Origin of the sequence: Seleniivibrio sp. (assembly GCF_021209385.1) — a bacterium.
In the GTDB taxonomy this organism is placed as follows: Bacteria; Chrysiogenota; Deferribacteres; order Deferribacterales; family Geovibrionaceae; genus Seleniivibrio.
On sequence record NZ_JAJOIL010000036.1, the window covers coordinates 1 to 22,735 of the forward strand.

General features: G+C 47.6%; 25 protein-coding genes and 1 riboswitch. Of the genes, 17 read left to right on the top strand and 8 right to left on the bottom strand.

From position 1 onward, the window contains the following. Positions 1-33: 33 nt before the first annotated feature. Positions 34-124: riboswitch (TPP riboswitch) on the top strand. A gap of 58 nt (positions 125-182) precedes the next feature. From thiC to thiL, 3 genes are read left to right on the top strand one after another with little or no spacing between them, the layout of a single operon-like run. Then, positions 183-1,451: a phosphomethylpyrimidine synthase ThiC gene (gene thiC / locus LRY47_RS11985; protein WP_295225751.1), complete on the top strand. Its 1,269-nt coding sequence runs from the start codon at positions 183-185 to the stop codon at positions 1,449-1,451. Next, positions 1,448-2,062, top strand: a complete 615-nt coding sequence (gene thiE / locus LRY47_RS11990; protein WP_295225753.1) for a thiamine phosphate synthase — start codon at positions 1,448-1,450, stop codon at positions 2,060-2,062. The genes thiC and thiE overlap by 4 nt, the downstream gene beginning before the upstream one ends. Then, a complete protein-coding gene (gene thiL, locus LRY47_RS11995) occupies positions 2,059-2,931 on the top strand; it encodes a thiamine-phosphate kinase (protein ID WP_295225755.1) in 873 nt (290 codons plus the stop codon). Before thiE ends, thiL begins: the two co-directional genes overlap by 4 nt. Positions 2,932-2,967: 36 nt before the next feature. Here thiL and LRY47_RS12000 read toward each other — a convergent pair whose 3' ends face one another. Both LRY47_RS12000 and LRY47_RS12005 read right to left on the bottom strand, forming a co-directional pair. Then, on the bottom strand, positions 2,968-4,224 hold the full coding sequence (locus tag LRY47_RS12000; protein ID WP_295225757.1) for a radical SAM protein: 1,257 nt from the start codon (positions 4,222-4,224) through the stop codon (positions 2,968-2,970). After that, on the bottom strand, positions 4,224-6,623 hold the full coding sequence (locus tag LRY47_RS12005; protein WP_295225759.1) for a glycosyltransferase: 2,400 nt from the start codon (positions 6,621-6,623) through the stop codon (positions 4,224-4,226). The genes LRY47_RS12000 and LRY47_RS12005 overlap by 1 nt, the downstream gene beginning before the upstream one ends. A gap of 171 nt (positions 6,624-6,794) precedes the next feature. Here LRY47_RS12005 and LRY47_RS12010 point away from each other — a divergent pair, with 171 nt between their 5' ends. The 4 genes from LRY47_RS12010 to LRY47_RS12025 all read left to right on the top strand — a co-directional run bounded on the left by LRY47_RS12010 (position 6,795) and on the right by LRY47_RS12025 (position 10,244). After that, a complete protein-coding gene (locus tag LRY47_RS12010) occupies positions 6,795-7,667 on the top strand; it encodes a GNAT family N-acetyltransferase (protein ID WP_295225761.1) in 873 nt (290 codons plus the stop codon). 1 nt (position 7,668) lies between these two features. Next, positions 7,669-8,433, top strand: coding sequence for a lysophospholipid acyltransferase family protein (locus LRY47_RS12015; protein ID WP_295225763.1), 765 nt, complete (start codon positions 7,669-7,671; stop codon positions 8,431-8,433). 64 nt (positions 8,434-8,497) lie between these two features. Further along, positions 8,498-8,860: a hypothetical protein gene (locus LRY47_RS12020; RefSeq protein WP_295225764.1), complete on the top strand. Its 363-nt coding sequence runs from the start codon at positions 8,498-8,500 to the stop codon at positions 8,858-8,860. 1 nt (position 8,861) lies between these two features. Then, a complete protein-coding gene (locus LRY47_RS12025) occupies positions 8,862-10,244 on the top strand; it encodes a divergent polysaccharide deacetylase family protein (RefSeq protein WP_295225766.1) in 1,383 nt (460 codons plus the stop codon). A 315-nt stretch (positions 10,245-10,559) separates the two neighbouring features. Here the strand turns inward: LRY47_RS12025 and LRY47_RS12030 are convergent, their stop codons facing one another. Next, positions 10,560-11,003, bottom strand: coding sequence for a Fur family transcriptional regulator (locus LRY47_RS12030; protein ID WP_295225768.1), 444 nt, complete (start codon positions 11,001-11,003; stop codon positions 10,560-10,562). A 171-nt stretch (positions 11,004-11,174) separates the two neighbouring features. Between LRY47_RS12030 and LRY47_RS12035 the strand changes: the two genes are divergently transcribed. From LRY47_RS12035 to truA, 5 genes are read left to right on the top strand one after another with little or no spacing between them, the layout of a single operon-like run. Further along, a complete protein-coding gene (locus LRY47_RS12035) occupies positions 11,175-11,519 on the top strand; it encodes a FeoA family protein (protein ID WP_295225770.1) in 345 nt (114 codons plus the stop codon). A gap of 47 nt (positions 11,520-11,566) precedes the next feature. Then, on the top strand, positions 11,567-13,036 hold the full coding sequence (gene lnt, locus LRY47_RS12040; protein WP_295225772.1) for an apolipoprotein N-acyltransferase: 1,470 nt from the start codon (positions 11,567-11,569) through the stop codon (positions 13,034-13,036). Positions 13,037-13,082: 46 nt separating this feature from the next. Next, positions 13,083-13,295 (top strand): twin-arginine translocase TatA/TatE family subunit, encoded by a 213-nt coding sequence (locus LRY47_RS12045; protein ID WP_295225774.1) that lies wholly within the window; start codon positions 13,083-13,085, stop codon positions 13,293-13,295. Between the two features lie 6 nt (positions 13,296-13,301). After that, positions 13,302-14,000, top strand: coding sequence for a hypothetical protein (locus tag LRY47_RS12050; protein WP_295225776.1), 699 nt, complete (start codon positions 13,302-13,304; stop codon positions 13,998-14,000). Continuing rightward, positions 13,987-14,727, top strand: coding sequence for a tRNA pseudouridine(38-40) synthase TruA (truA, locus tag LRY47_RS12055; protein ID WP_295225778.1), 741 nt, complete (start codon positions 13,987-13,989; stop codon positions 14,725-14,727). Before LRY47_RS12050 ends, truA begins: the two co-directional genes overlap by 14 nt. Positions 14,728-14,904: 177 nt before the next feature. On the opposite strand, the gene LRY47_RS12060 is transcribed toward truA, so the two are convergent. Next, positions 14,905-15,141: a hypothetical protein gene (locus LRY47_RS12060; RefSeq protein ID WP_295225780.1), complete on the bottom strand. Its 237-nt coding sequence runs from the start codon at positions 15,139-15,141 to the stop codon at positions 14,905-14,907. Between the two features lie 159 nt (positions 15,142-15,300). Between LRY47_RS12060 and LRY47_RS12065 the strand changes: the two genes are divergently transcribed. The 5 genes from LRY47_RS12065 (at position 15,301) to LRY47_RS12085 (ending at position 19,462) form a co-directional block, all read left to right on the top strand. Next, positions 15,301-16,116 carry a zinc dependent phospholipase C family protein gene (locus tag LRY47_RS12065; protein ID WP_295225782.1) on the top strand — a complete coding sequence of 272 codons (816 nt, stop codon included), beginning with the start codon at positions 15,301-15,303 and terminating at the stop codon, positions 16,114-16,116. A 75-nt stretch (positions 16,117-16,191) separates the two neighbouring features. Next, positions 16,192-16,992 carry an enoyl-CoA hydratase-related protein gene (locus LRY47_RS12070; protein WP_295225784.1) on the top strand — a complete coding sequence of 267 codons (801 nt, stop codon included), beginning with the start codon at positions 16,192-16,194 and terminating at the stop codon, positions 16,990-16,992. A gap of 1 nt (position 16,993) precedes the next feature. After that, entirely contained in the window at positions 16,994-17,647 is a 654-nt protein-coding gene (locus LRY47_RS12075) for an enoyl-CoA hydratase/isomerase family protein (protein ID WP_295225786.1), read from the top strand. 61 nt (positions 17,648-17,708) lie between these two features. Further along, entirely contained in the window at positions 17,709-18,773 is a 1,065-nt protein-coding gene (locus LRY47_RS12080) for an MBL fold metallo-hydrolase (RefSeq protein ID WP_295225788.1), read from the top strand. Continuing rightward, positions 18,773-19,462, top strand: a complete 690-nt coding sequence (locus LRY47_RS12085) for a DUF2461 domain-containing protein (protein ID WP_295225790.1) — start codon at positions 18,773-18,775, stop codon at positions 19,460-19,462. Before LRY47_RS12080 ends, LRY47_RS12085 begins: the two co-directional genes overlap by 1 nt. A 13-nt stretch (positions 19,463-19,475) precedes the next feature. Here the strand turns inward: LRY47_RS12085 and LRY47_RS12090 are convergent, their stop codons facing one another. The 4 genes from LRY47_RS12090 to LRY47_RS12105 form a co-directional block, all read right to left on the bottom strand. After that, the gene (locus tag LRY47_RS12090) at positions 19,476-19,913 is read right to left on the bottom strand and encodes an Rrf2 family transcriptional regulator (RefSeq protein ID WP_295225792.1); all 438 of its coding nucleotides are present in this window, start codon (positions 19,911-19,913) and stop codon (positions 19,476-19,478) included. An 85-nt stretch (positions 19,914-19,998) separates the two neighbouring features. Then, the gene (locus tag LRY47_RS12095; protein ID WP_295225794.1) at positions 19,999-21,519 is read right to left on the bottom strand and encodes a YifB family Mg chelatase-like AAA ATPase; all 1,521 of its coding nucleotides are present in this window, start codon (positions 21,517-21,519) and stop codon (positions 19,999-20,001) included. A 274-nt stretch (positions 21,520-21,793) separates the two neighbouring features. Continuing rightward, complete coding sequence (gene budA / locus LRY47_RS12100) at positions 21,794-22,549, bottom strand: acetolactate decarboxylase (protein WP_295225796.1); 756 nt, start codon at positions 22,547-22,549, stop codon at positions 21,794-21,796. After that, positions 22,546-22,734, bottom strand: a complete 189-nt coding sequence (locus LRY47_RS12105; RefSeq protein WP_295225798.1) for a hypothetical protein — start codon at positions 22,732-22,734, stop codon at positions 22,546-22,548. The genes budA and LRY47_RS12105 overlap by 4 nt, the downstream gene beginning before the upstream one ends. Position 22,735 lies beyond the last annotated feature (1 nt).

The following is a 22,735-nucleotide window of genomic DNA, read 5'->3' on the forward strand; positions in this document are numbered from 1 at the left end:
TTCTTGCGAACGTATGTAAAAAGTAATATAGTTCTAAAACCGTGGGGGTGCCCGATGCGGCTGAGATATACCCCTAAGACCTGATTCGGGTAATGCCGACGTAGGGAACGGACATTTAGCAAGGCTTTATGACCCCGTTTCGGCATTTGTCCGGAACGGGGTTTTTTGTTAAGGAGATAAACATGACACAGCTTGAGGCGGCGAAAAAAGGCATAATAACACCGGAGATAGCGAAGGTTGCGAAGGATGAACTCATTGACGTTAATGAGCTTGTCACCCTTATCGCCGAAGGCAAGGTCGTTATTCCGAAGAACATAAACAGAAGTTTTGATGTGCGCGGCATAGGAAAAAAACTTAAGACAAAGGTAAATGCGAACATCGGTACGTCAGGTGACTGCCCGTTCCTTGATGTCGAGCTTAAAAAACTGGATGCTGCGATCCGTGCAGGCGCTGACAGCGTTATGGATCTTTCAACAGGGGGCGACCTTAACGCCATACGAGTTGAGATAGAAAAGAACTGCCCCGTTATGCTGGGTACGGTTCCGATATATGCAGTTGCGGCGGAACTCGCCATGAAAGACCTCACTACCGACAAGATTGACGAAGAAGTTCTTCTTCGCAACATAGAGAAACAGTGCCGCGAGGGTGTGGACTACATCACCGTCCACTGCGGCATAACAAAGGAATCGGTTGCCAGAATGGACAACAGCGACCGCGTTTGCGGCATCGTTTCCCGCGGCGGTTCCATACTTGCCAACTGGATACGCGTCCACAAAAAAGAGAACCCTCTTTACGAATACTATGACGAACTTCTTAAAATCGCATATAAATATGACGTCACACTTAGCCTCGGAGACGGTTTCCGACCCGGTGCAACTGCGGACGCCACCGACAGACCCCAGATTGACGAGCTTATCATCCTCGGTGAGCTTACAAAACGCGCTTACAACAAGAACGTTCAGGTTATGATAGAAGGTCCCGGACACGTTCCGCTGAGTCAGATAGCCTCCAACATGATGCTTCAGAAGCGCCTCTGCAATGAAGCGCCCTTTTATATACTGGGACCGCTCCCCACAGACATTGGCGCTGGATATGACCACATTACGGCGGCAATAGGCGGCGCCATCGCAGGCGCGGCAGGTGCGGACTTCCTCTGCTATGTAACACCCGCAGAACACCTCTGTCTTCCGGATGAGGACGACGTTTATCAGGGCGTTATGGCATCCCGCCTTGCCGGACACATAGCTGATATGGAAAAGGGTGTGCCGGGAGCAGTTGAGCGCAACAGGCTGATGAGCATAGCCAGAAAAGAGCTGGATTGGGAGAAGCAGTTCGAGCTTTCCCTCGACCCTGAAACTGCGCGTAAGAAATTCAAACGCAACCACGACATGGGTTCATGCTCCATGTGCGGAAAACTCTGCGCGGTTAAAATAGATAAGAAACAACAATGAAAAAGCATTTAAAGCTCTACCTTGTTCTTGAGACCCACATGCTTAAAAAGCCCCTTGAGGTGTTCATTCCTGAGGTGGTGAAAAACGGCGTTACTGCGGTTCAGCTTAGGGATAAGGGTATGACTGCCAGAGAACAGTATGACACAGGGCTTAAACTCACGGAACTTCTGGCAGGCACGGACGTTTTGTTTGTAGTTAACGACCGCATAGACCTTGCACGCTGTCTGGGCGCTCAGGCTGTGCATATCGGCGTTAAAGACGTGCCGCTTAAAAGAGCGAAAGAAGTTTTCCCCGACATGCTTTACGGCTATTCTTGCAACACGAAAGAGGACATAGAAACAGCGAAACTCGCTGATTACATAGGCGTGGGACCAGCTTTTATGACGGGTACGAAAAAAGACCTGCGCCCTGTGATAGCACCCGAAGGGATCGCGGAGCTTATAAAGCTCACATCAAAGCCAGCCGTTGCCATCGGCGGGATAAACGCACAGAACATTCATACGCTTTACGGCTGCGGGCTGTCGGGCGTTGCGGTGTCCTCGTGCATATGCGCGGCGGACAACCCCGCAAGGGCGGCGGCAGAACTGCGCGAAAAAACGGAAAAGTTATGAAAGAATTCTCTCTTATCGAGAGTTTGTCACATATGCTGGATAACAGCGGCATCGCCCTAGGGGTAGGCGACGATGCCGCCTTATTCGGCACGACGCTTATTGCCAAAGACATCATGGCGGAGGGCGTGCATTTCACCCATGACGCTCCGTTCAGCCATATCATGCAGAAACTCCTTACAGCAAACGTCAGCGACATAGCCGCCATGGGCGGTGTGGCTAAATATGCCCTTCTTGGGATAGCCATCCCCGAAGGAATGGAGATCTCCGCAGAAGATATAGCAAAGCCTTTTGAATCTTACGGTGTAAAGCTCATAGGCGGAGACACCACCTCTTCCGCATCGGGGCTTTTCGTATCGCTGACCATAGTGGGCGAGCGGAATGAGTACGTTCTCACACGTTCCGGTGCGAAGGCGGGTGACCTGCTGTTTCTTTCCAGACCCGCAGGGCGTGTGCGTCAACTGCTGGACAGGGAGATTTCAGGCTCAAAAGATAACTATAATCACTACCTCGTGCGTGCCGAAACTGCCCTTGGTGATTTTCTCGGCAGGACAGGCATAGCGAATTCATGTATAGATGTGAGCGACGGCATAGGGCGGGACGCATCCCACATGGCTGATAAAAGCGGAGTAAAGATTATTGTGGAACATTCAAAGGTTCCTTGTGACGGGTATACGGTTGAATATGCCCTCGGTTCCGGCGAGGAATTTTCTCTGCTGTTCACTGTTCCTTCTGAAAAAGCGGATGAACTGAAAGCGGCTTGCCCTTCTGTAGTCTGCATCGGGCGTGTGGAATCCGGTTCAGGCGTCTGGCTTGAAAAGGACAGACAGCTTACCGACATCTCAAACGTCGGCTACGAACATAATTTTTAAGGTCTCTGCGAGGAGGCTTTATGCCGACGCGGCAGTCTACTTCTGAAATTTTTTCATCCTGTCATAGTTCGGCGGGGTTCTGAAATTGAACATCGAACAGGCAAAATAATAAAAAAGATCGCTCCACCAGTCGCGGGTGAACTGCGGATCTTTTATAAATGTCATGGCTGTTTTCAGCGGCTTTCTGAATATCTCAGTAATAGCCCCTGTCTGGTTTGACGGGTCTCTGAAACATTCCCAGTCACATTCGCGGCAATAAGGTTTGATGCGGATGTCCTTAGTGTTCAGACCAGCGTATTCGCCTAGGTCGTCGTCTGAGCGGAACCCGCAGGGGTAAGCGTGTCCGTTTACGCTGTTTACGAAGAAATAGTCTATGCCGCCGTAACAGGCAAACCCTGCCTCATTGTCACCTGAATACTGACGCATGAGCATTTTCAGCGAATTTCTGGGGGTAAATATGCGTATTTTCCCGCGAAATTGCGGAATAGTGTCGTAAAGTGCCTTAAAGAGCAGAAATTTTTCCGTTTCATTGTAGCAGACCATATTATCGGACGATTCCGCTTTATAGACTGCGCCCTCCTGCATACTCATCGGGTAGCATGCGTTTGCGATGGTGAACCCCATAGCCTCGGCAAAGCCGTAAAATTTGGCAAAACCTTCTCTGTATGCCTCATAAAAACGAGCTTTTTCAAATTCGCTGCTGTCTTTATCAACCGTCAGTTCGCCCCTGACTATGGTTCTGTTTATCCCAAGATTTGCGGATGGAAATATTCCCTCTTCTCTGAAAACAGGCAGTGCCATGCGTATCCCGTCAGTAACACCGGAAAGCCCTCTGTTCTTCTCGTGTTCCATGATGTCCCAAGTATCCAGACTTATCCAGAAGGTATAAAGCCCGCTGTTCTTTAAGAGCCTTGCGAACTCACGCATCTTGTCTGCGAATCCCGGCTTGTTGGCACCCATGAACATGAACCCGTTTGTTCCCGTGCGGATGTAGGGTATTTTTTTGCGGTGGGCGTATGAGATGCAGTTTAAGAGCGTATCCTGAAAAAGGAACGGTTCGCCACCTGTGAAAGAGAGCGCTTTGACACGGTTCTTTGCCGCCTGATCAATTATCGCCTTGATGCTGTCGCCGTCCAGCTTGGAGCGTTTGAACTGCTCCTGCGTGCGCATACCGCACTGGGGGCATTTTGCGTTGCACATATCCGTTGTCTGTATTATCAGCTGTCCCGCTGTTCTGCCGCGCATAAGTGCGGGCAGGTTGCTGGAGAGTTCCTTTATAAACTGAAATGTCATCAGACGGCGAGCCGCCTTGATATCGAGGGTTTCGGCGCATCCATATCGGGTTTGCGGACGAAAAGCTCCTCAAGTACCTTGTCCCAGTTGAAATGTTCAAGCACACGCTCGCGGGCGCTGCGTCCGAAATCCCTGTATGCGGCAATGTCGCTCTGCCAGAGCTCTATCATGTATGTGAGTTTTTGTGTCCAGTCGGAATAGTCGCTTGCCTTGGCAACGAACCCTGTCACTCTGTCCTCAATTATCTCCTTGGGTCCGCCCATGTCGGAGACTATGGCTGGAATGCCGCATGCCTGCGATTCCAGAACAACCATGCCGAAGGTGTCGGTATTGCTGGGGAATACGAACAGGTCGCTCTGGGCGTAAATTTCCGGCATTTTCGTATGCTCTATTTCGCCCTTCACGATGACATTCTCCCTGCCCTTTGCAAATTCCTCAACGCGGGGGCTGTAAGGACCGTGTCCGGCGATGATAAGCCTGAGTTTGTATTTCTTTTCAAGGTCGGTGAAGAGGTTCAGCAGGAAATCAAGGTTTTTATCCTGCGAAACCCTGCCTGCGTAGCAGAGAGTGAAAACGTTGTCGGGGCGCTTGTCCATTGGGCAGAACAGACGAGCGTCTATGCCGCGTTTGAAAACGGACATTTTGTTTCTGTTTATGCCTCTGTCCTCAAGATAGTCGAGGTACTGCGCCGAAGTGGTTTTAAGCTCCGTAACTGAATCGAAGAACCATCTAGTGTAGGCTTCCACAAGGTTGGTCAGCGAGTCATTATGGGTGATTTCTTTGGTTTCTTTTGTGAAGTCCGTGTGGTATATGCCCGTTGATTTAACGGAGAGCAGTCTTGAAGCCAGAAGCCCCATAAGCCCAACCGGACCAGGGGTTGATATAAAAACCTCATCCGGTTCAAAGTCATATATCTCTTCGAGGGCGCGTATTACAGAAGGCACCTTTACAGTTATCTTTTCATAGTAAGGCAGTTTGAATGCCTCTATAGGTTTCAGGTTTATCAGGTTCGGCGGCAGGCGGTGGTCTATCTCTTCGGGGGTAAGGCATGACACTATTTTCAGATCATAGCCTTTGTCGTGTGCCATTTTGCCGATTGTGCGCAGAGTGACGGAAACGCCGTTCAGGTCGTTTATGGTATCCGTGAACCAGAGGATACGCTTGCGGACAGGTGTGTAACCGTAGTTATAGCTCTCGTTGAGCTGGTTTATAAGTTCTCTGTCTTTGTATATCTGGTTGAAAGAACTGAAAAAAGGTATGGAGAGGAACACTGCCGGAAGCGCAGTGGTTACGCTTCGGTAGAGGTCGTCCATGTTTATTTTTTCAATGTCTTTTGCCATGTGGGAGAACATCATGCGGAAGTATTCGTCGGAGATGTCGGAAGCCTTGTGGTAAACCATGTTAAGCTTGCGTTCTATGTTGTTGAATGATTCGCCCTGCATCTCCTGAATCAGATCGACTATCAGCTGGTTTATCTTTCCGGTGTTCTTCATCTTAAAGCCTTTGAGCTTTATGCGCTCCATAAGGGAGGGTTTCTCCTGCTCGAAGATGTATCCGGTTATCTTGCTGAAAAATCCGCCGGCGAAGTGGACGCTCTTTTTTGTGCGGCTGAAATCGTGGGCTATCTTGTACACGGTGAACGCGAGTGAGTGGAAATCGCTGTAGCGTCCTGCGTGGCGGCACTCCTTTTTGCGGATGCCCTCAACGTATTCCTGCGGGGTTGCCGCACGGGTGAGCGTGTATGTTTTGCCGAGGAAAAGCCCCGCGTGGTCGTCGGAACCCGCAGTAAAGCCTTTTATCCAAGGCGTGTCGCTTATGGGTTCTATGCGGTAGCGTGAGTAGAGGTTTTCCATAGCGAGGGGCGTAAGGTTTTCCAGAGTGCGCACCCAAGTGGTGTTGTGGAGTTTTCCCCGTCCGCCGTTTATGCCCTCGAAAACGTCGAAGAGCAGCATCAGCTTTTCGAGGTGGTTCAGTGCCAGCCTGCCGTTAACGCTGAACGTTGCGTGGGCTACGGAGTATGCCAGCCGCTGTTCTTTTATATAATCGCGGAACTGATATATGTCCCGCCTGAGCTTCTGAATCATGTCGAACTGTTTGTGGTTCAGCCCGTACACGAGGATGTGCATTTTGCACCCGTCCTCCGGAAAATAAACCGTGGATTCCACCCCTGTAAAGGTGTCCTGCGGGTATTTTTCGTTAAGATATACGGAAGCGTCGATGCAGTTGTGGTCTGTCACAGTTACGAAATCCATCCCTCGGCTTTTCGCCGTCTGATAGATGAAGTCCGGTTCTGTGTATGACTCTGCTGCGCCGATCCGCTGGAGGAACCATTCCGAAGGATGTTTTGAGAATTTGGAGTGACAGTGCAAGTCCGCCTGTGCCATGTGCCGACCTCTCATATTATGTATGGACTAATATATATGCCTGCCTTGTCAGCATAATTTCCCTAAAATGTCAGATATTTGTTATAAATGCCCTTCGTTGCGAAAGATTTAATGGATTTATTGCAAAACCCGCACCGTTTTTTGACATTTGGTTGCTATTTTTCAGACATATACTGTGAGGTGTCTATGAACGCTCTAAAGGAAAAGCTGGCTCCGGCAAATGTGAAAAAAGCGGTTGGAGTTATCAGAGATGTATCAAAAACTCTGCGTTTCCGTATACGCACATATCGCCCCAACACCAATTTCTGCGAGGACAACAGCAGATTTATCATCAAGATAATCGAGAACGGCGAAGAGCTTATGGATGTTTTACGCCTGCGCTATCAGGTGTTTTACGGAGAATATGCCTATAAGACCGACCTTTACGGTATAGATGTTGACAAGTTTGATACTTTCTTCGATCACCTTGCTATCATCGACAAAAAAACCGGAAAGCCAATTGGAACCTACAGGCTCAACAGCACAAGATTCAATAAAAAATTCTATTCCGAGAAAGAGTTCCACATGGATGAGATAAAGGAACTTTCTGGACACAAAATAGAGCTGGGACGCGCGTGCGTACACCCCGACTACCGCAACGGAGCGACTATAGCGGCTCTCTGGAAAGGATTGGGCGCTTACATGTCCATCACAGATTCAAGATATATGTTCGGCTGTTCGTCGATACACTCCGACGATACTTTCCAGACTGCGCTGATACACCACTGGCTGAACAACAGCGGCTATCTGCCGAAGGAATACGACGGCATAAGCCCCCGCGGAAAGTTCAGGGATAAAAAATTTGACAGGATGATAGAGAAGACAGGAGAGGAGCGTTTCGCACCATTCCGCGATGCCGCTGTGAACCTTGTTCCGCCTCTGCTTCTGTCGTATCTGAAAGCGGGCGGTTTTGTCTGCGGAAAGCCAGCATACGACAAAGCGTTCAAATGCTACGACTACCTGACGCTTATCGACCGTAAAAAGATGGATCCTTCCTTCGTAAGGAAGTTTCTTAAGTAATATGTTTAAGGCTTACAAACTTACAGGTGCTTCTTTCCTGTTCTGTGTGTTTATAATAGGCGCTCTTGTGCTGCGGTTTTACGCCGTTACGGACGTGAACCGCCGCAGGGTGTCCGTCTGGTGGACGTCCGTTATGTGCCGCATAGGGGGCAGATTTCTCGGTGTGCGTGTCAATACTGACACTGCATGCGAGACCGACGGGCGCGGCAGGCTTATGGTCTGTAATCATATGTCATATCTGGATATTCTGGTTCTCTCGTCCGTGAGACCCTCCGTGTTCATTTCGTCAGTGGAAATGGAAAATACCTTCTTTCTTGGTTTTCTGGCGAAGATAGGCGGTACTTTTTTTGTGGAGCGGCGAAACGTCCGCAATATCAAAGGTGAGCTTGACGGCATCACAAAGATAATATCTCAGGGGTTCAACGTAGTTCTTTTCCCCGAAGGAACTTCCACCGACGGGTCAAAGATTTTGCCGTTCCGTTCGTCATTTCTGGCGGGTGCTTCCGAAGCGGGTGTGGATGTTGTTCCGGTTTGCCTCAGATATTCAAAGATAAACGGTGAGAGCTTCTCTCCCGAAAACTGCGACTATGTCTGCTGGTACGGCGATATGAGCTTTGCACCGCATTTTTCCCGTTTTGCCTCCCTGCACAGAACGGACGTTGACGTGTCCTTTATGGAAGGCATGAACAGCCTTGAACACGACAGAAAATACATCACCCGCCGCGCGCAGGAACTCATTGAAGCGGTATATTTCACCGCATCCTGAAATTTCTTTTAACTCTTCACATTTAACGGCTATACTGTATAATACTTTTCAATGGAGGAGAGCCGTGCCGGATAAAATCATAGTTGTGCATCTCACATCAAGCGACCCTATCAAAGCAGGGAAAGCACTCCGCTTTGCAAAATCCGCATTCGACTACTCAGCTACAGTGTTTTTACTTCTTTCTGCCAACGGTGTTCTGGTGGCGGATAAGTCAAAACCATCATTTGTCGTTCCCACAACCCAGACGGAATCTCTGGACGCTGTCAGAGAATTTCTCAAAGAGGGCGGACGTGTCCTTGTGGGCGTGGATGATATGAAAAGCCTTAACGTAAGCGCCCTCGACCTCATCGCAGGATGCGAACAGGCGGAAGCAAAATACTTTTTCAATATACTGCTGTCTGATGAAGCAGCCATAATGTCGTGGTGATATGCCCCCCAGAAAGAACGTAAGAAAACCCGCATCAAGACCCAGACGCACCCAGAAAGGCGGAAACAAAAAACAGTTTCCCATAGGCATACTGATAATATTTATGCCCCTTCTCATTGCGTCCGTTTTCTATATGATGAAGGATGATGAAAAATCTCCGGCGAAGAAGCCTGCCGTACCCGAAAAGGTAATTGTTGAGAAGAAAAAAGAACCTCCGAAACCGGAAAAAAAACCGGAACCGGAAGTCAAGATAGTCGAAAAGACCATAGAGAAGACTGTCGAAAAACCTGTGGAAGTGGTCAGCGCCGTTAACGCGGTGAAGCTGTTTATGTTTGACAAAGGTTTAAGTCAGGACAGGATAAGCCGCGTTGATATGTCCATCACCATCCAGACGGACAGCGACAAAGATGCTAAAAAACTTTCGGCTGACCTCAGAAATTATATGAAAGAGAACGGGCTTGAGATAGTCTCAAAATCCCCTCTGGTTGTGAAAGACACCCACGGAGAATACTCAATAGGCTTTTTTGTGCCGAAGGCTCCGAAAGTTGTGGAAAAGCCCAAAGCCGAGCCGAAACCTAAAGCAGAAGATAAAAAAGTCGCGGAGAAAAAACCTGAACCGCCGAAACAGATTGTAAAACCTGCGCCGGCACCGGTACCAGCACCTAAACCCGTCGTTAAGAAACCTATAAAATACACCGCAAAACTGGCGGTTGTGATAGACGACTGCGGATACAGCATCCCCCTTGCAAAGCAGCTTGCAAATATTGGCTATCCCGTGACATTTGCTGTTATTCCCTACACTCCTTACGGTGTGGAGACCGCAAAAATAGCAAAAAGCAGTTCAAATACTGTTTTCATACACTTCCCCATGCAGCCTAAGGCATATCCGAGTTTTGACCCGGGCAAAGGCGCATTACTACTCAATATGCCGGATGCCCTCATCGGAGCCATCACTAAAGCGAACTTTGCATATTTCGGGATGCAGCTTGACGGTGCCAACAACCACACCGGCTCCGCCTATACGGAGGATGCCGGAAAAATGGAGCAGGCACTGAAATATATGAAGCTGTATACCGGAAGGTTTCTTGACAGCCACACTTCACCGGCTTCAAAAGCGTATGACGAGTGTCGCAAAGCAGGCATGAAATGCGCTGTAAACAGCACGTTTCTGGACAATGAAGAACCCGGGCTTGTGACAAAGAATGACAAAGAGAACCACGTTCACGTTCAGCTTTTGTCTGCGGCAAAGAAAGCCCTTTCAAACGGCAGCTCCATTGCCATCGGACATTTGCGTGACGGAACTGTCAGCGCTTTGCCTGAAGCTTTGGCGGAGATAGAGAAGATGGGGGTAAGGATAGTTCCCGTAACCGATTTAATGAACTAGGGTTGGCGTTTATAACACGGCGCATTTCTTCGTTGGAATCCAAAAAATATTGCTCATGTACCCATAAAGTACACTGCGCATATTTTTTGTCTCCCGCCTAGATATGCTTGGTTTTAAACACCAATATTTTAAGGTAGCAAATTGAGGATGCCATCTCTGCGAACCCTATCGGGGTGAAGCAGTCTGAACCGCACAGAATTATCGATGCCTTATGTTGTTGCTGAATGGATTAGATCGCGTCGTCGCACCACTTCTCGCGAAGACGGAACCTGTTTCTGGAGTATTAATCAAAAATAACAGAAATTGTTTTTGATATTAGCTTTTCTGACACTTCGGGCAGATGCCGTAAAGATTCAGCGAGTGGTCAACAAGCTCGTAGCCGTATTTTGTAACCACCCTCTTCTGAAGGTTTTCAATCTCTTCGTCAAGGAACTCTATATTTTCGCCGCATTTAACGCAGACAAGGTGGTCGTGGTGTTCTTTGCTGGTGTCCGGTTCATAGCGAACTGAACCTTCGCCAAAGTTGAGTTCGCGGGCTATTCCCGCCTCTGTCAGAAGTTTCATTGTGCGGTAAACAGTCGCGTGTCCGATGGTGGGGTCAACTTTTTTCAAAACTTCATAGAGCTGTTCTGCGGTGACGTGCTTCTTCTGCTTGCAGAAAGTTTTAAGGATAAGCTCGCGCTGGGTTGTCATCCTCAGGTTCTGCTCGCTCAGGTATTGAGAAAATAAGTTGTGAGTGTCTTTTGTGTTATGGTTCATACACATCCCCGACTGGTTTTCTTACTTACAGAATAACCCGATAATTCTGTTTATTCCATATATTTTTTTAATAATGATTGATTTGTCAGTTGAAAATTAATATTTTATGTACAAGTTTGATATTGATAATGAGTTTCATTCGCTGTATAGTTGTCCAACAGGAGACTTGAAGTGTCAAATACATGCTGTGAAAACGTAGTTACGACAGTTCCTCTGGTTATGATGAAAGCTGGAAGCCGCGGAATCATCAAAAAACTGGTAATAGACTGCGAAGACCACGCCCACTGCCGCTTTGCAAAGCGTCTGAAAGAGATGGGAATTTACGAGGGGTCTTCTGTTGAAGTATCAGGCAACGACGGCGGCGGCGAACTCATCATCACATGTGAAGGAACAAAGATGGTTATAGGTCGCGGCATGGCGGGCAAGATACTTGTGCAGATGACCACAGGCGAACTTCTCGACGACAGCAGACTGGGCAGGTTCTGCCGCAGATTCGGAATAGGCTGCCGCATTTAACTTTTCTTTAGATTGCAGTTCCGCGCGTCTTATATTATCATTCCCCAATGAAAGAGAAACTCATTCCATACCTGTCGGCTTTATTGTCAGCGTTTTTGCTGACCCTTGCTTCCCCGGGCATAGACCTATGGTTTCTGGCGTATTTCGCGCTGGTTCCGGTTATTCTGGCTGCCTCAAATAATAAACGTCCGTGGCTTATTTTCTTTACTTTCGCTTTCCTTTACTATTGTTACAACCTGCGATGGGTAGAAACGTCCGTTTCCCATTTCGGCGGTGCGCCCGCCATAGTGGGAATGTTGCTTGTGGCGGTATTTGCCGCTGTTCTTGCACTGTTCTGGGCGCTGTTCGGCTTTATTTACAAACGCCGTCCTTCCGCAAACATTCTCGCGGCTACGGCGATAGTCGCCCTTGAGATAGTGCGCGCCAATCTTTTCACAGGCTTTCCGTGGCTTTATCTCGGGCATACTCAGACATCCTTTGCTCCTGCGGTTCAGGCTGCTGATCTTGGCGGAGAATTTCTGATAAGTCTTGTCGTTGCATATTTCAACCTTGCGCTGGCATCTTTTATCAGAGACAGGAACAGAAATTCGTTTGCGATAGCCTCTGTTGTGGTTGTTGCTGTATTCTCATATGGTTTTCTGGCAGAGCACAGAGAATATAACCACGAGATACTGAAAACGAGGATAATACAGCCTGCCTACAGCCAGAACGATAAGTGGAATATGGATAAGGAGCTTGAGGTTATTTTGCAGGTGAGTGAACTTATCCGCAACTCATCTCCTCAGAATTACGACCTTCTGATGTTACCGGAAAGTGTCTATCCGAACATGATGGACAAGGACTTCACCGGATACAGGCTTATGAGTATAGTTTCCGAGGTGACACCTGTTCTTGCAGGAGTTATAAGAAACGACGGTAAGGTGAAGGACAGAAAATACTACAACAGCGTATATCTTTTTGACGGCAAAAACGTCCAGACTTACGACAAGAGGCATCTCGTACCTTTCGGGGAATATTTCCCGCTGGGGACACTGTTTAAACCGATAGATTATTATTTCTTCAAGGGTGCGGAGGATTTTTCCGCCGGAACGACGCCTGTTGTTTTTGACCATGAAAAGATAAAGGCGGCTCCCCTTGTTTGCTATGAAAGCGCATACAGCGGACTTGTCCGCCCGCAGATAGAAGCGGGTGCAAACATGATAGCCGTTGTTACCAATGACAGCTGGTTCGGAGACACTCAGGGACCTTATCAGCATATGGCAACAGACATAATGCGTGCTGTGGAATACAGACGAAGTGTTGTGCGCGCGGCACAGACGGGAGTTTCCGCATGTATTGATCCTGACGGAACTATTCAGGCGGAATTCGGTCTGAACAAGGCAGGCTATCTCGATTGCGATGTCAAAACGGTAACTGCGCGGAGCATCTTTTCAGTGACAGGATATCTGTGGCTCGTTTTGCTGATTATGGGAATATATATTTATGAACGCAGAGGACGTTTTATAAATAAACATTGAGTTTTTCCACTATTGCATATATTAGTGAGTAACAACGGAGGAGAATATGTTCGGACTTGGTTCAACAGAAATTATTGTCATTTTAGTTATCGCCCTTGTTGTTTTCGGCGCGGGCAAACTTCCCCAGATCGGAGAGGGTATGGGAAAAGCGATCAGAAACTTTAAAAAGGCTGCAAACGATGTCAGCACTGACGACGTTGTTGACATTACGCCTAAAACACAAAAAAAGATCGCTGACGACGAAGAAAAGCAATCCTGAGAATAAATGAGCATGGCAGCAGGCGTTAAGACTGCTGCCGGTTCTGTTCTTTACGAGCTGAATCCGGCGGTTAAGCTGATCATATTTCTGAGTATAATCCAGATGGTCGGCATGTCCGGTTCAGTATTGTCATATTCACTGATAACAATCCCTGCCATTGCAGTTCAGATATTCGCAAGACTCAGTCCCGTTGACACTTTTTATAAAATAAAGCCTTTCATTACTGTTTTGATAGTCACTTTTGCGGTGAATTTTTTCTTCGCTGCCGGGCTTAAAAGTTCTGCGGTTCTCACATACCGCTTTTTCCTTATCATCTATTATTCTGTTCTGCTCTCCGCCATAACCGATACCAGAGCTCTTGCGGCTCTTTTGTCTTTCCCCGTACGCGGCAATGCGGGAAAGAATCTGCGTATAGTTATGATGGTGGCGCTGGAATTCATCCCGATATTCATAGACGACGCGAAGAGAACCGTTAAAAAGATAACCCTTTCGCCGGAATACAGCGGAAAGGCTTACAAGGTTCTGTTTCGACCCAACGAATATATAAGACCGCTGATGCACAGTCTGCTTGCACATGCCGACACGGTAGCACACAAAGTGGATGCCGGAGAATATGCCGCAGTACCCATCAGCTTTCCAAATATGTACGAAATGCTGCTCGGTGCATGTGCCGTTGCGGCGGCGGTGCTCTATGCCCTTGTATAATAAAGCTGTTATTGTCCAGTACAACGGAACGAATTATTCGGGCTGGCAGTGGCAGACACACTCCCCTTCCATTCAGGAGGAACTGCAAAAGGCGCTTAAGGTTCTTTATAAGCAGGATGTCAACGCAGTGGGTTCCGGCAGAACTGATTCCGGTGTTCATTCTCTTGGGCAGACGGCAAACTTTATAACCGATATATATGTCCCCGACGAGGCGGTCGTGCTGGGACTGAACAGTATACTTCCTATGGATATCTCCATCGCGAAGGCATGGGATGTTCCTCTGGATTTCCATTCCCAAAGGTCTGCGGTCTCAAAAACGTATATGTACAGGATGCACTATTCGCGTGTGCGCAGTGCGTTTCATTACAACAGAGCGTGGTGGGTGAAAGGACAGGTGGACTTCGAGCGCGCGCCGGAAGTGCTTGCCGCATTTGAAGGCACTCACGATTTCACTGCCTGCTGTGCGGCGGAAAGTCTGCGGGAAAATTGCGTCAGAACCATAAACTTTACAAAGCTCTACCGCGAAGATGACATCTGGTGCCTCGAAGTGAACGGCAGCGGTTTCCTGCACAACATGGTGAGGATAATCACCGGAACTGTTATAAAATTCTGCCGCGACGGACACGGTCCCGAACGCGTCAGGGAGATGCTTGAGACGAAGAACAGAAAGAAGGGGGGACCTACGGCGCCGGCGGAGGGGTTATACCTCAAACAAGTCTTCTATTAATTGCCGTTTATAATCTTCGCACTTCTGCGTTGTAATCTAAAAAATAATGCTCATGTACAAAACTCGTACACTGCGCTTATTTTTTATATTACGCCTTGAATTGCTCGGTTCTAACCAGCAATTGGCTGTGACTGCTCGTCTTCGCGAGGAGTGCAACGACGACGCGATCTGATATTTTCAGCAGCCTTCGCTGGGCTTGATAAATATCTTGGTTTCTATGTCCAGATATTTGGCATACCAGTCTGAGAAATTGTTGTCATACCACTTTTTGTCTTCATCTGAAAGAGTGTTGTAAATGTCGTCATGCTGTTTCTGGAGCTGTTTCAGTTCAATCCTCTCTTCAGGGTCAAGCTCTTCGTAGGCATCTTTCATCGGGAGAATTTTCTTTCTTATTTTCAGCGCTTCTTCTCTCATGGCGGCACCTCTTTTGTTGATAATAACACTATAATGGTCTTATTCTCATTTGTCAACTAGAGGACAATTTTTGTCCGTTACATTCCCCTTGTTTTTAAGAGCGAGTGTAATAAATTAATCTCTATGCCACTATTTATAATAATTATAGCATTGTTTGCATTGCCTGATATATCTTTTGCATGGGGATTTGAAACACATTTAAGCATAGGGATGCAGGTGCTGAACAACAGCAGTATGAACGTTATCACCAACAATCCGCAATTCTTTTTATGCGGCAACATCTTTCCCGACCTTTTCAACCTGTTCAAAGACTTCTCATCGTTTAAGAAAAATCTGCCCACACATAGCTGGCAGACGGTTTCAAAAATGTTTTCAGACATCCGAAGCGATGAGGAACAGGCTTTTGCATACGGCTACAGTGCGCACCTTTCTGCTGACATAATAGCTCATAACAACATGGTTCCACAGCATATCGCCTATGTTGATGCCGGGAGGATGCGTTCACACCTTATCTTTGAGATGGCGGAAGAGTCCATGCATTACAACCGTTATTCAAAGATGCTCCAGCTCCTTTTAAAATATTCGCCGACATACGGGGATATTTTCCTGAGAAACATGGGGGTGAAGCACGACTGGTTTGAAAGCGAGGTCAGGGCTATACGCCGCGGGGTTATTTATCAGAAGAATCTGAGGATTCACGCTATCACACGCATGATAAAAAAGACAGCTCAGCCGGGTTTTGAGGAGCGGGTGGCATATTTCCGTGAAGCTGCTTTGAAACAGACCATGGAAGCTGTTGAAAACGGGTTTGCAAATCTAAGCAGTTATGACCCCTCGGGAAAAGAGAGCATGGAATCCGCGCGTGAGCTTCGCCGCGAGATGCTGAAAAACAATTCAAAAAAAGAACTTCGCCGCGAGTACCACAGCCACATAGACCAGCAGCATTTCTCATTGCACGGTAACGGCAAATCCTGATTTATATTATCCATTGTTTACATCGCGTCCCGCTTTTTTTATAATAAGCAAACTTATTATTATTCTGAGGTTGATATGAACAATCCTGTTACCTATTCAAAAGCCGACGGAGCCTGTGTGATAACCATTTCATGCAGTGTTCAGGGCAACCCTGTCTGCATGGAGACGCTGGACGGACTTTTTACCGCTCTTGACGTTGCAGAGGGAGACCGCGAGCTCAATCTGGCGGTGATACGCAGCGGGCAGAGCGGGGTATTTTCAAAAGGTCATGATATTGAAAAAGTTTCCAAGGCAGATATCGCTGTTGTGAAACAATATAACCTGATGGGGCAGAGGCTTGTCTCATTTATAAGAAATATGAAAAAACCTGTGCTTGCCGCTGTGGACGGCGACTGCTTCGGTCCTGCGTTCGAGCTTATACTTGCCTGCGATATGGTGTTTGCAACAGCAAAGAGCAGGTTCGGATTCAACGAAACGGAATACGGATTCGTCCCAGGCTTCGGCGGAACACAGCTTGCCGCGCGAAAGGCTTATGAAACGTTCGCAAAGTATCTCGTATTCACAGGCGAACCTGTTGATGCCGCCGAACTTTACGGCAAGGGGATGGTCAGTAAGGTATTGGACGGTGCAGAGTCGCTTGAAAAGGCTGTGACCGATATGTCCGTTCTGATGAGCAAGAGAAGCTCTTTTGCCGTCGGACTTGCGAAGGAAACCATAAACAGCACGATAGATATGGACTTCGCAAAGGGGCTTCTGCTGGAACAGAACGCGTTTACCTTCTCGTTTTCAACGTTTGACAAGACGGAAGGAACGTCTGCCTTTGTTGAAAAACGGGAAGCTAAGTTCAAAGACAGATGGGAAGATTACAGGTTCTGATATGATAGAAACACGCATAGATGGGCTGACAGCTCATATCAGACTGGTTCCGCAGACAGGACAGTTCACTCTTCTGGATGTGGAGACACTTAAAGAGATAATAAAGAACCTGCGCATGGTAAAGGAAAGCCCCGCAAAAACGGTGCGGATATACGGCGAGGGCGGATGCTTCGCAGTGGGAGCCGACCTGCGCACGTTAAGCACATATAACGGCTTTGAAGCTAAATGGTTCTCCAAACTGGGCAACACCATGTTCGGAACAATACGCACCATGCCGCAGGTGGTCATAGCAGAGATAGACGGTTTCTGCATGGGCGGCGGTATGGATTTTGCCGCGTCGTGCGATTTCCGCTATGCGACTGGAAAGAGCAAATTCGCGCATCCCGGGGCGAAGCTGGGCATTATAACCGGATTCGGCGGAACACAGGCGATTCCGAGGCTGATGCAGTCGGCATCCGCTTCTGAATTTCTGATAACCGGAAACGCCTTTGATGCGGAATATATGCACAGAAGCGGGTTTCTGAACGGCGTTGCGCATAACACTGAAGAGTTAAAACACATTACCGACATCCTCTGCGAAAAGATAAACCGTAAGAGCAGGGTTCTGCTTTCGGGGTTTAAACTGTCACTGGACGGTTCCTCTGCAATATTTTAGGGTTTAATTTTCAGGACAGAGGCATAGTTTATATACTACTGCTTTTTATTCGGGAGTTGAGATGGGAAAGATATTTCTGGCCGCTGCGGTCATAATGGTGATCATGTTTGCCACACACGAGAAAAAAGTTTCCTATGCATCGGAACATTTCAGAGACGGAACATTTCACAACCTCGTGGAAACGCCGAATAAATCGTCCGGCAGCAAGCTAGGCTCTATATACAGGATACTTTTTGAAAGCGGAAAATATTCACCCAAAGAACTTATAAAAGCGCACAAAATAAACCCTCTGTATGCGAATATGAACACCGGAGACACCCTTCAGGCAACTTGGCTTGGGCATGCCAGTGTTATGCTTAAGCAGGGGGACATGAAGATAATCACCGACCCCGTGTTCTCAAAAAGAGTTTCCCCTTTAAGCTTTATAGGTCCCGAAAGATATACTGACGATAATCCCATAAGGGGAGTAAACATCGGCTTCGTGGATGCTGTGATAATCTCCCACAACCACTATGACCATCTGGACGAGAGGGCGATAAAATCCCTTAAGGACAGAGTCGGTATGTTTATCGTGCCTCTGGGCGTGGGACAATATCTTGAAAAGTGGGGAGTTGATCCCCTTCGTATTATAGAACTGGACTGGTACCAGTCGTTATCCATGCCGAATATGAAGATAACAGCCACACCCGCTCTGCACAGGTCGGGCAGAAGCTACTTTGACACCAACAAAACATTCTGGGCATCGTATGTAATTGAGATGGGTGGTCATAAGGTATTTTTCAGCGGCGATTCAGGATACATGGAACAGTTCCGGCAGATAGGACACGAGTACGGACCTTTTGAGCTGTCACTCGTTGATATAGGTGCTTACAACGCAAAATGGCCTTTCAGCCACATGACACCGGAAGAGGCCGTTCAGGCGTCAAAAGACCTTGGCAGCGGAACGGTTCTTCCTATACATTGGGGAACATTCACCCTTTCTGATTTTTACTGGAAAGAACCCATCGAAAGGTTTACGGCGGAAGCACATAAGAGAAATCTTAATTATGTGACACCTGAAATAGGGCTTCCATTTACAGTCGGCGGTATTGCGCCTGTTGAAAAATGGTGGGACAGATACGAATGATGCGGCAATATTTTAAAGGGTTTACCCCTAAGGCGTTCGAGTTTATGAGAGGTATCAGGGAAAACAACACCCATGAGTGGTACGAAGCCCATAAGGAAGAATATAGGGAATATGTTCAGACGCCCATGAAGGAACTTTCCGCAGAGCTTACTGACGGTATGCTCTCCGTGGACGAACAGTTTATCACCGGATGGCGCACCGTTTCGCGCATACGACGCGACACCCGTTTTTCAAAGGACAAAACACCGTATAAATCTGTCAGCTGGCTTGTCTTTAAAAGAGCAAACGACGACTGGTGCGATGCTCCCGCATTCTTTTTTGAGCTGGGACCTGAGCGCTATGTCTGGGGAATGGGCTTTTACAGTGCAAAACCGGCTACCATGCGCCATTTCAGGCAGATGATAGACATGGATGCAAAGCGATTTGCAGACGCAGTGTCATTCTCAAAGCCCGACAACCTTTTACCCTTCACCCTCGATGGTGAAAAGTATAAAAAGGTACCGTCAGGAATGAAGGACGCCCGTTTTGTGGACTGGTATCAGCGGAAAACTCTTTATCTTGTCGCGACAAGAGACAACGATGAATCTTTATACGGGAACGGGTTCGCAGGCGCACTTCTGGAAGACTTTTTCAAACTTGCGCCTTTATACCGCTTTCTTCTGGAAGCATCCCGTGAACCCGCCGTATGATTACGTCTGTCTTTTAAACGACAGGATTCAGATTTTTCAACCAGCTTCCGTCTGATACACTTTTTTCCATCATATCAGACATTTTGCATTTTCTAAGTTCGCTGAGGAACATTTTCCTTGCGGCGCCGAAGGCTTCAGTCAGTCCGCATTTACCTGCCAAACCGCATCTTCTTGATTTCGATTCGCATCTGTAATATGCGTCGCCTTCAACAGCATTGAAAATGTCTTCCAAAGTGATCTGGTCTGCAGGTCTTGCTAAGACGTATCCTCCATTTACCCCCACGGAGGACTTCAGAATACCGCTCTTTGTGAGCAGCCGCATGACCTTTGCCAGATATTCTCTGGAAATTCCCTGTGCAGCGAGTTCATCCAACAGAACAGTCCGGTCTTTAAAAAAAGTAATATAGAGTAGACTGTGAACAGCATACTCGGTCTTCTTGGATATTCTCATACCATATTATATCATTGTATATGGGGAAATGTCGAATCATGGTGAGGAATAATTAACAAAAATAAGCGATTATTGAAAAATACTGTTATTCCTGTATGAGCCTGTATTGAAGAGATTCGAGGATGTGTTTTGCAGCGATTTCGGCGGATGAGTCCAGATCGGCTATTGTGCGGGCGGTTTTCAGCACTTTTGAATAGCTTCTGGCGCTGAGGTTATATTTTTTAGCAGCGGTTTCCAGCAGTTTGGCGGTCTTTTCATCCAAAATACAGTATTTCTTGGTTTCTTTTTCCGACATTCTGCTGTTGAATCGTGTTTTTGAGTGTTTGAAGCGGGCAGATTGTATGGCATGTGCCTGTGCAACTCGTTTGCGTATGTTTTCCGATGGTTCGCCGTCTTTCATGGCGGCAAGTTCGGCTATGTCTGCGGAACCGACCTCAACATGAAGGTCTATTCTGTCCATCAGCGGACCTGAAAGTCTTGACCTGTATTTCTGAATCTGCGACGGTGAGCAGGTACACTCTTTCTGTTTATCGCCGAGATACCCGCAAGGGCATGGGTTTGCCGCCGCAACAAGCATGAAATTCGCCGGATAGGTCACTGTCCGTCCGGCTCTTGATACCGTGACCTCTTTATCCTCAAGGGGCTGGCGAAGGGTTTCAAGGACGCTTCTTGGGAATTCCAGCAGTTCGTCAAGGAACAGCACTCCGTTGGATGCAAGGCTCACCTGACCTGGTATTGCCTTGGACGTTCCGCCGATGAGTGCTATGCTGCTGCTTGTGTGGTGCGGACTGCAAAAAGGTCTGTGTACGGCGAGGTCGCGTCCGGAGCGTATCAGTCCTGCCACTGAATATATTTTTGTGGTCTCAATGGCTTCCGTCAGCGACATATCGGGCAGGATAGTTGGCATCCTGCGGGCGATCATGGTCTTTCCGCTGCCGGGAGAGCCTATCATAAAGAGGTTGTGCATTCCTGCCGCGGCTATTTCCGCACAGCGGCGGGCGGTGAACTGACCTTTTACATCGGCAAAATCCACAGTGTATTCTTTAACTGCACTGAAAAGTGATGTTCTGTCGAACGCGTGCGGTGTGCCTTTGCAGTCGTTGTTGATGAACTCTGTCACAGACGACAGATCGTCGAAAGGAAATACATCCAGACCGTCTATAACGGCGGCTTCATCAGCGTTGTCAGCAGGGACGATCAGTTTTTTAAAGCCTGCTTTTCTGGCACCTTCTGCGATGGGGAGCATTCCGCCCACCGCCCGCAGTTTGCCGTCCAGCGACAGTTCGCCTGCAAACAGACAGTCTTCAGGCACCTGCTTAACCATTCCTGCGGAGCATGTAAGCCCTATTGCCACAGGCAGGTCAAAGTGGGTGCCCTCTTTTTTTATATCGCCGGGAGCAAGATTGATTGTTATGGGGTGTGCGAAGACGTTCAGGTTCATGTTCTTCATGGCGGATTTGACGCGGTCGCGGCTCTCTTTAACGGCGGTTTCCGCAAGTCCCACCATATTGAAAGACGGCAGACCCACGGAGCTTATGTCCGTTTCCACTTCTACTATCTCTGCTTCAATTCCGTTTACGAGTGCGCTGAATACTTTTGAGAACATATTGAGATTATACAGATGTTTTTAAGATATGTGCAAATAGTTTTAATTTTCCCACTTGCGGATTTATAATAAGGGTACATATTAAAGTTATAAGTTACAGCCCAGGCAGTAACGGAAGAAACCCCCCGAACCGGAAAGAAGGTATCTGAAAAGAAGTTGCTACCGATTTTAAGGTTTCCGGAAAAGGTTCGGGACAGGAGAAGTTCCAATGGGTCATGAGGTGACACCACCCAACTCGTAAAGCCCCGCAAATCAGCAAAGATTGCGGGGCTTTCTATTTTTCAACCTTCTTAAGTTCTTCGCTTCTGTCTTTAGACAAATCTATTGATTTAAGTCCTCTTTCAGGGAGAATGAGAGTAAGCTTCCTCTCCGTGTCTGCATATATTCTTCCTTCCGCCATTTGAAAGCCAAGTATATGACCGCCGTATGTTTTTGAAGTATCAATGAAATGCATATGATACCCGCTCACGTTTATCCCTTTTACAAATGCAGGGAGTCTGTAACCGACGATGGTGCCGCTTATATTCTCATACTCAAAAATCGGTTGCGCAGTGACAACTTTTGCCAGCGGACTGTATGGTTTTGACTGAGCAGGAACGGAGCGGACTTTTATCTTACTGAAAGTGCCTTCGGCTTTAACAGCGCAGAAGATGTTCATATCGGGAACCTTTTCGTCAATTAGCTTTTCAAGTTCCTCAAATGTAACAGGTTTTTCCAGATTAACAGTTATTTCGGGAACAAAGAAGGATACGGAAGCGAAAGGAGTTGTGATGTTGTCTGGTGTATAGATTCTGCCGTCAGATTTTGCCTGATAGACTTTTCCGTCAAGAACTATCATTTCGCCGTCAAGTCTGTCGAAGGTGCCTATTCCGAAATTTCCGTATCGGGTGAGATTTGATGTTTTCTCGGATCCGTCGTAATCACCTGCAAGGAGCGCGTCTATCGTGGATATCTGAGTTATGGTTCCGGTATCGTGAGCGCATCCTGCTATTGTTACGGCAAAAAGAGCTGCGATCAGAAGTTTTTTCATTTTTTAATCTCATTATATTGGTCATAGCTCATGTTGCTTTGTTTGAGACATTTTTCTTTTGCTTCGCCTTCCAGCTTCCCGCATTCGTAATTATGTCCGGTTTGCAGACCGTCGTACCAAGCTCTTTTTGAGCATCCGGCAGTGAGAATTGAAAGAGTGATAATCAGAAAAACAGTAGTTTTCATA

What these genes read in the sequence shown, in the direction of transcription:
- truA (WP_295225778.1), top strand. Translation starts at nt 13,987, where the DNA reads ATGCCCTTGTATAATAAAGCTGTTATTGTCCAGTACAACGGAACGAAT.
- LRY47_RS12070 (WP_295225784.1), top strand. Translation starts at nt 16,192, where the DNA reads ATGAACAATCCTGTTACCTATTCAAAAGCCGACGGAGCCTGTGTGATA.
- LRY47_RS12060 (WP_295225780.1), bottom strand. Translation starts at nt 15,141, where the DNA reads ATGAGAGAAGAAGCGCTGAAAATAAGAAAGAAAATTCTCCCGATGAAA.
- thiC (WP_295225751.1), top strand. Translation starts at nt 183, where the DNA reads ATGACACAGCTTGAGGCGGCGAAAAAAGGCATAATAACACCGGAGATA.
- LRY47_RS12050 (WP_295225776.1), top strand. Translation starts at nt 13,302, where the DNA reads ATGAGCATGGCAGCAGGCGTTAAGACTGCTGCCGGTTCTGTTCTTTAC.
- LRY47_RS12010 (WP_295225761.1), top strand. Translation starts at nt 6,795, where the DNA reads ATGAACGCTCTAAAGGAAAAGCTGGCTCCGGCAAATGTGAAAAAAGCG.
- budA (WP_295225796.1), bottom strand. Translation starts at nt 22,549, where the DNA reads ATGAAAAAACTTCTGATCGCAGCTCTTTTTGCCGTAACAATAGCAGGA.
- LRY47_RS12030 (WP_295225768.1), bottom strand. Translation starts at nt 11,003, where the DNA reads ATGAACCATAACACAAAAGACACTCACAACTTATTTTCTCAATACCTG.
- lnt (WP_295225772.1), top strand. Translation starts at nt 11,567, where the DNA reads ATGAAAGAGAAACTCATTCCATACCTGTCGGCTTTATTGTCAGCGTTT.
- LRY47_RS12015 (WP_295225763.1), top strand. Translation starts at nt 7,669, where the DNA reads ATGTTTAAGGCTTACAAACTTACAGGTGCTTCTTTCCTGTTCTGTGTG.
- LRY47_RS12075 (WP_295225786.1), top strand. Translation starts at nt 16,994, where the DNA reads ATGATAGAAACACGCATAGATGGGCTGACAGCTCATATCAGACTGGTT.
- LRY47_RS12105 (WP_295225798.1), bottom strand. Translation starts at nt 22,734, where the DNA reads ATGAAAACTACTGTTTTTCTGATTATCACTCTTTCAATTCTCACTGCC.
- LRY47_RS12045 (WP_295225774.1), top strand. Translation starts at nt 13,083, where the DNA reads ATGTTCGGACTTGGTTCAACAGAAATTATTGTCATTTTAGTTATCGCC.
- LRY47_RS12005 (WP_295225759.1), bottom strand. Translation starts at nt 6,623, where the DNA reads ATGAGAGGTCGGCACATGGCACAGGCGGACTTGCACTGTCACTCCAAA.
- LRY47_RS12000 (WP_295225757.1), bottom strand. Translation starts at nt 4,224, where the DNA reads ATGACATTTCAGTTTATAAAGGAACTCTCCAGCAACCTGCCCGCACTT.
- LRY47_RS12025 (WP_295225766.1), top strand. Translation starts at nt 8,862, where the DNA reads ATGCCCCCCAGAAAGAACGTAAGAAAACCCGCATCAAGACCCAGACGC.
- thiE (WP_295225753.1), top strand. Translation starts at nt 1,448, where the DNA reads ATGAAAAAGCATTTAAAGCTCTACCTTGTTCTTGAGACCCACATGCTT.
- LRY47_RS12090 (WP_295225792.1), bottom strand. Translation starts at nt 19,913, where the DNA reads ATGAGAATATCCAAGAAGACCGAGTATGCTGTTCACAGTCTACTCTAT.
- LRY47_RS12085 (WP_295225790.1), top strand. Translation starts at nt 18,773, where the DNA reads ATGCGGCAATATTTTAAAGGGTTTACCCCTAAGGCGTTCGAGTTTATG.
- LRY47_RS12080 (WP_295225788.1), top strand. Translation starts at nt 17,709, where the DNA reads ATGGGAAAGATATTTCTGGCCGCTGCGGTCATAATGGTGATCATGTTT.
- thiL (WP_295225755.1), top strand. Translation starts at nt 2,059, where the DNA reads ATGAAAGAATTCTCTCTTATCGAGAGTTTGTCACATATGCTGGATAAC.
- LRY47_RS12095 (WP_295225794.1), bottom strand. Translation starts at nt 21,519, where the DNA reads ATGTTCTCAAAAGTATTCAGCGCACTCGTAAACGGAATTGAAGCAGAG.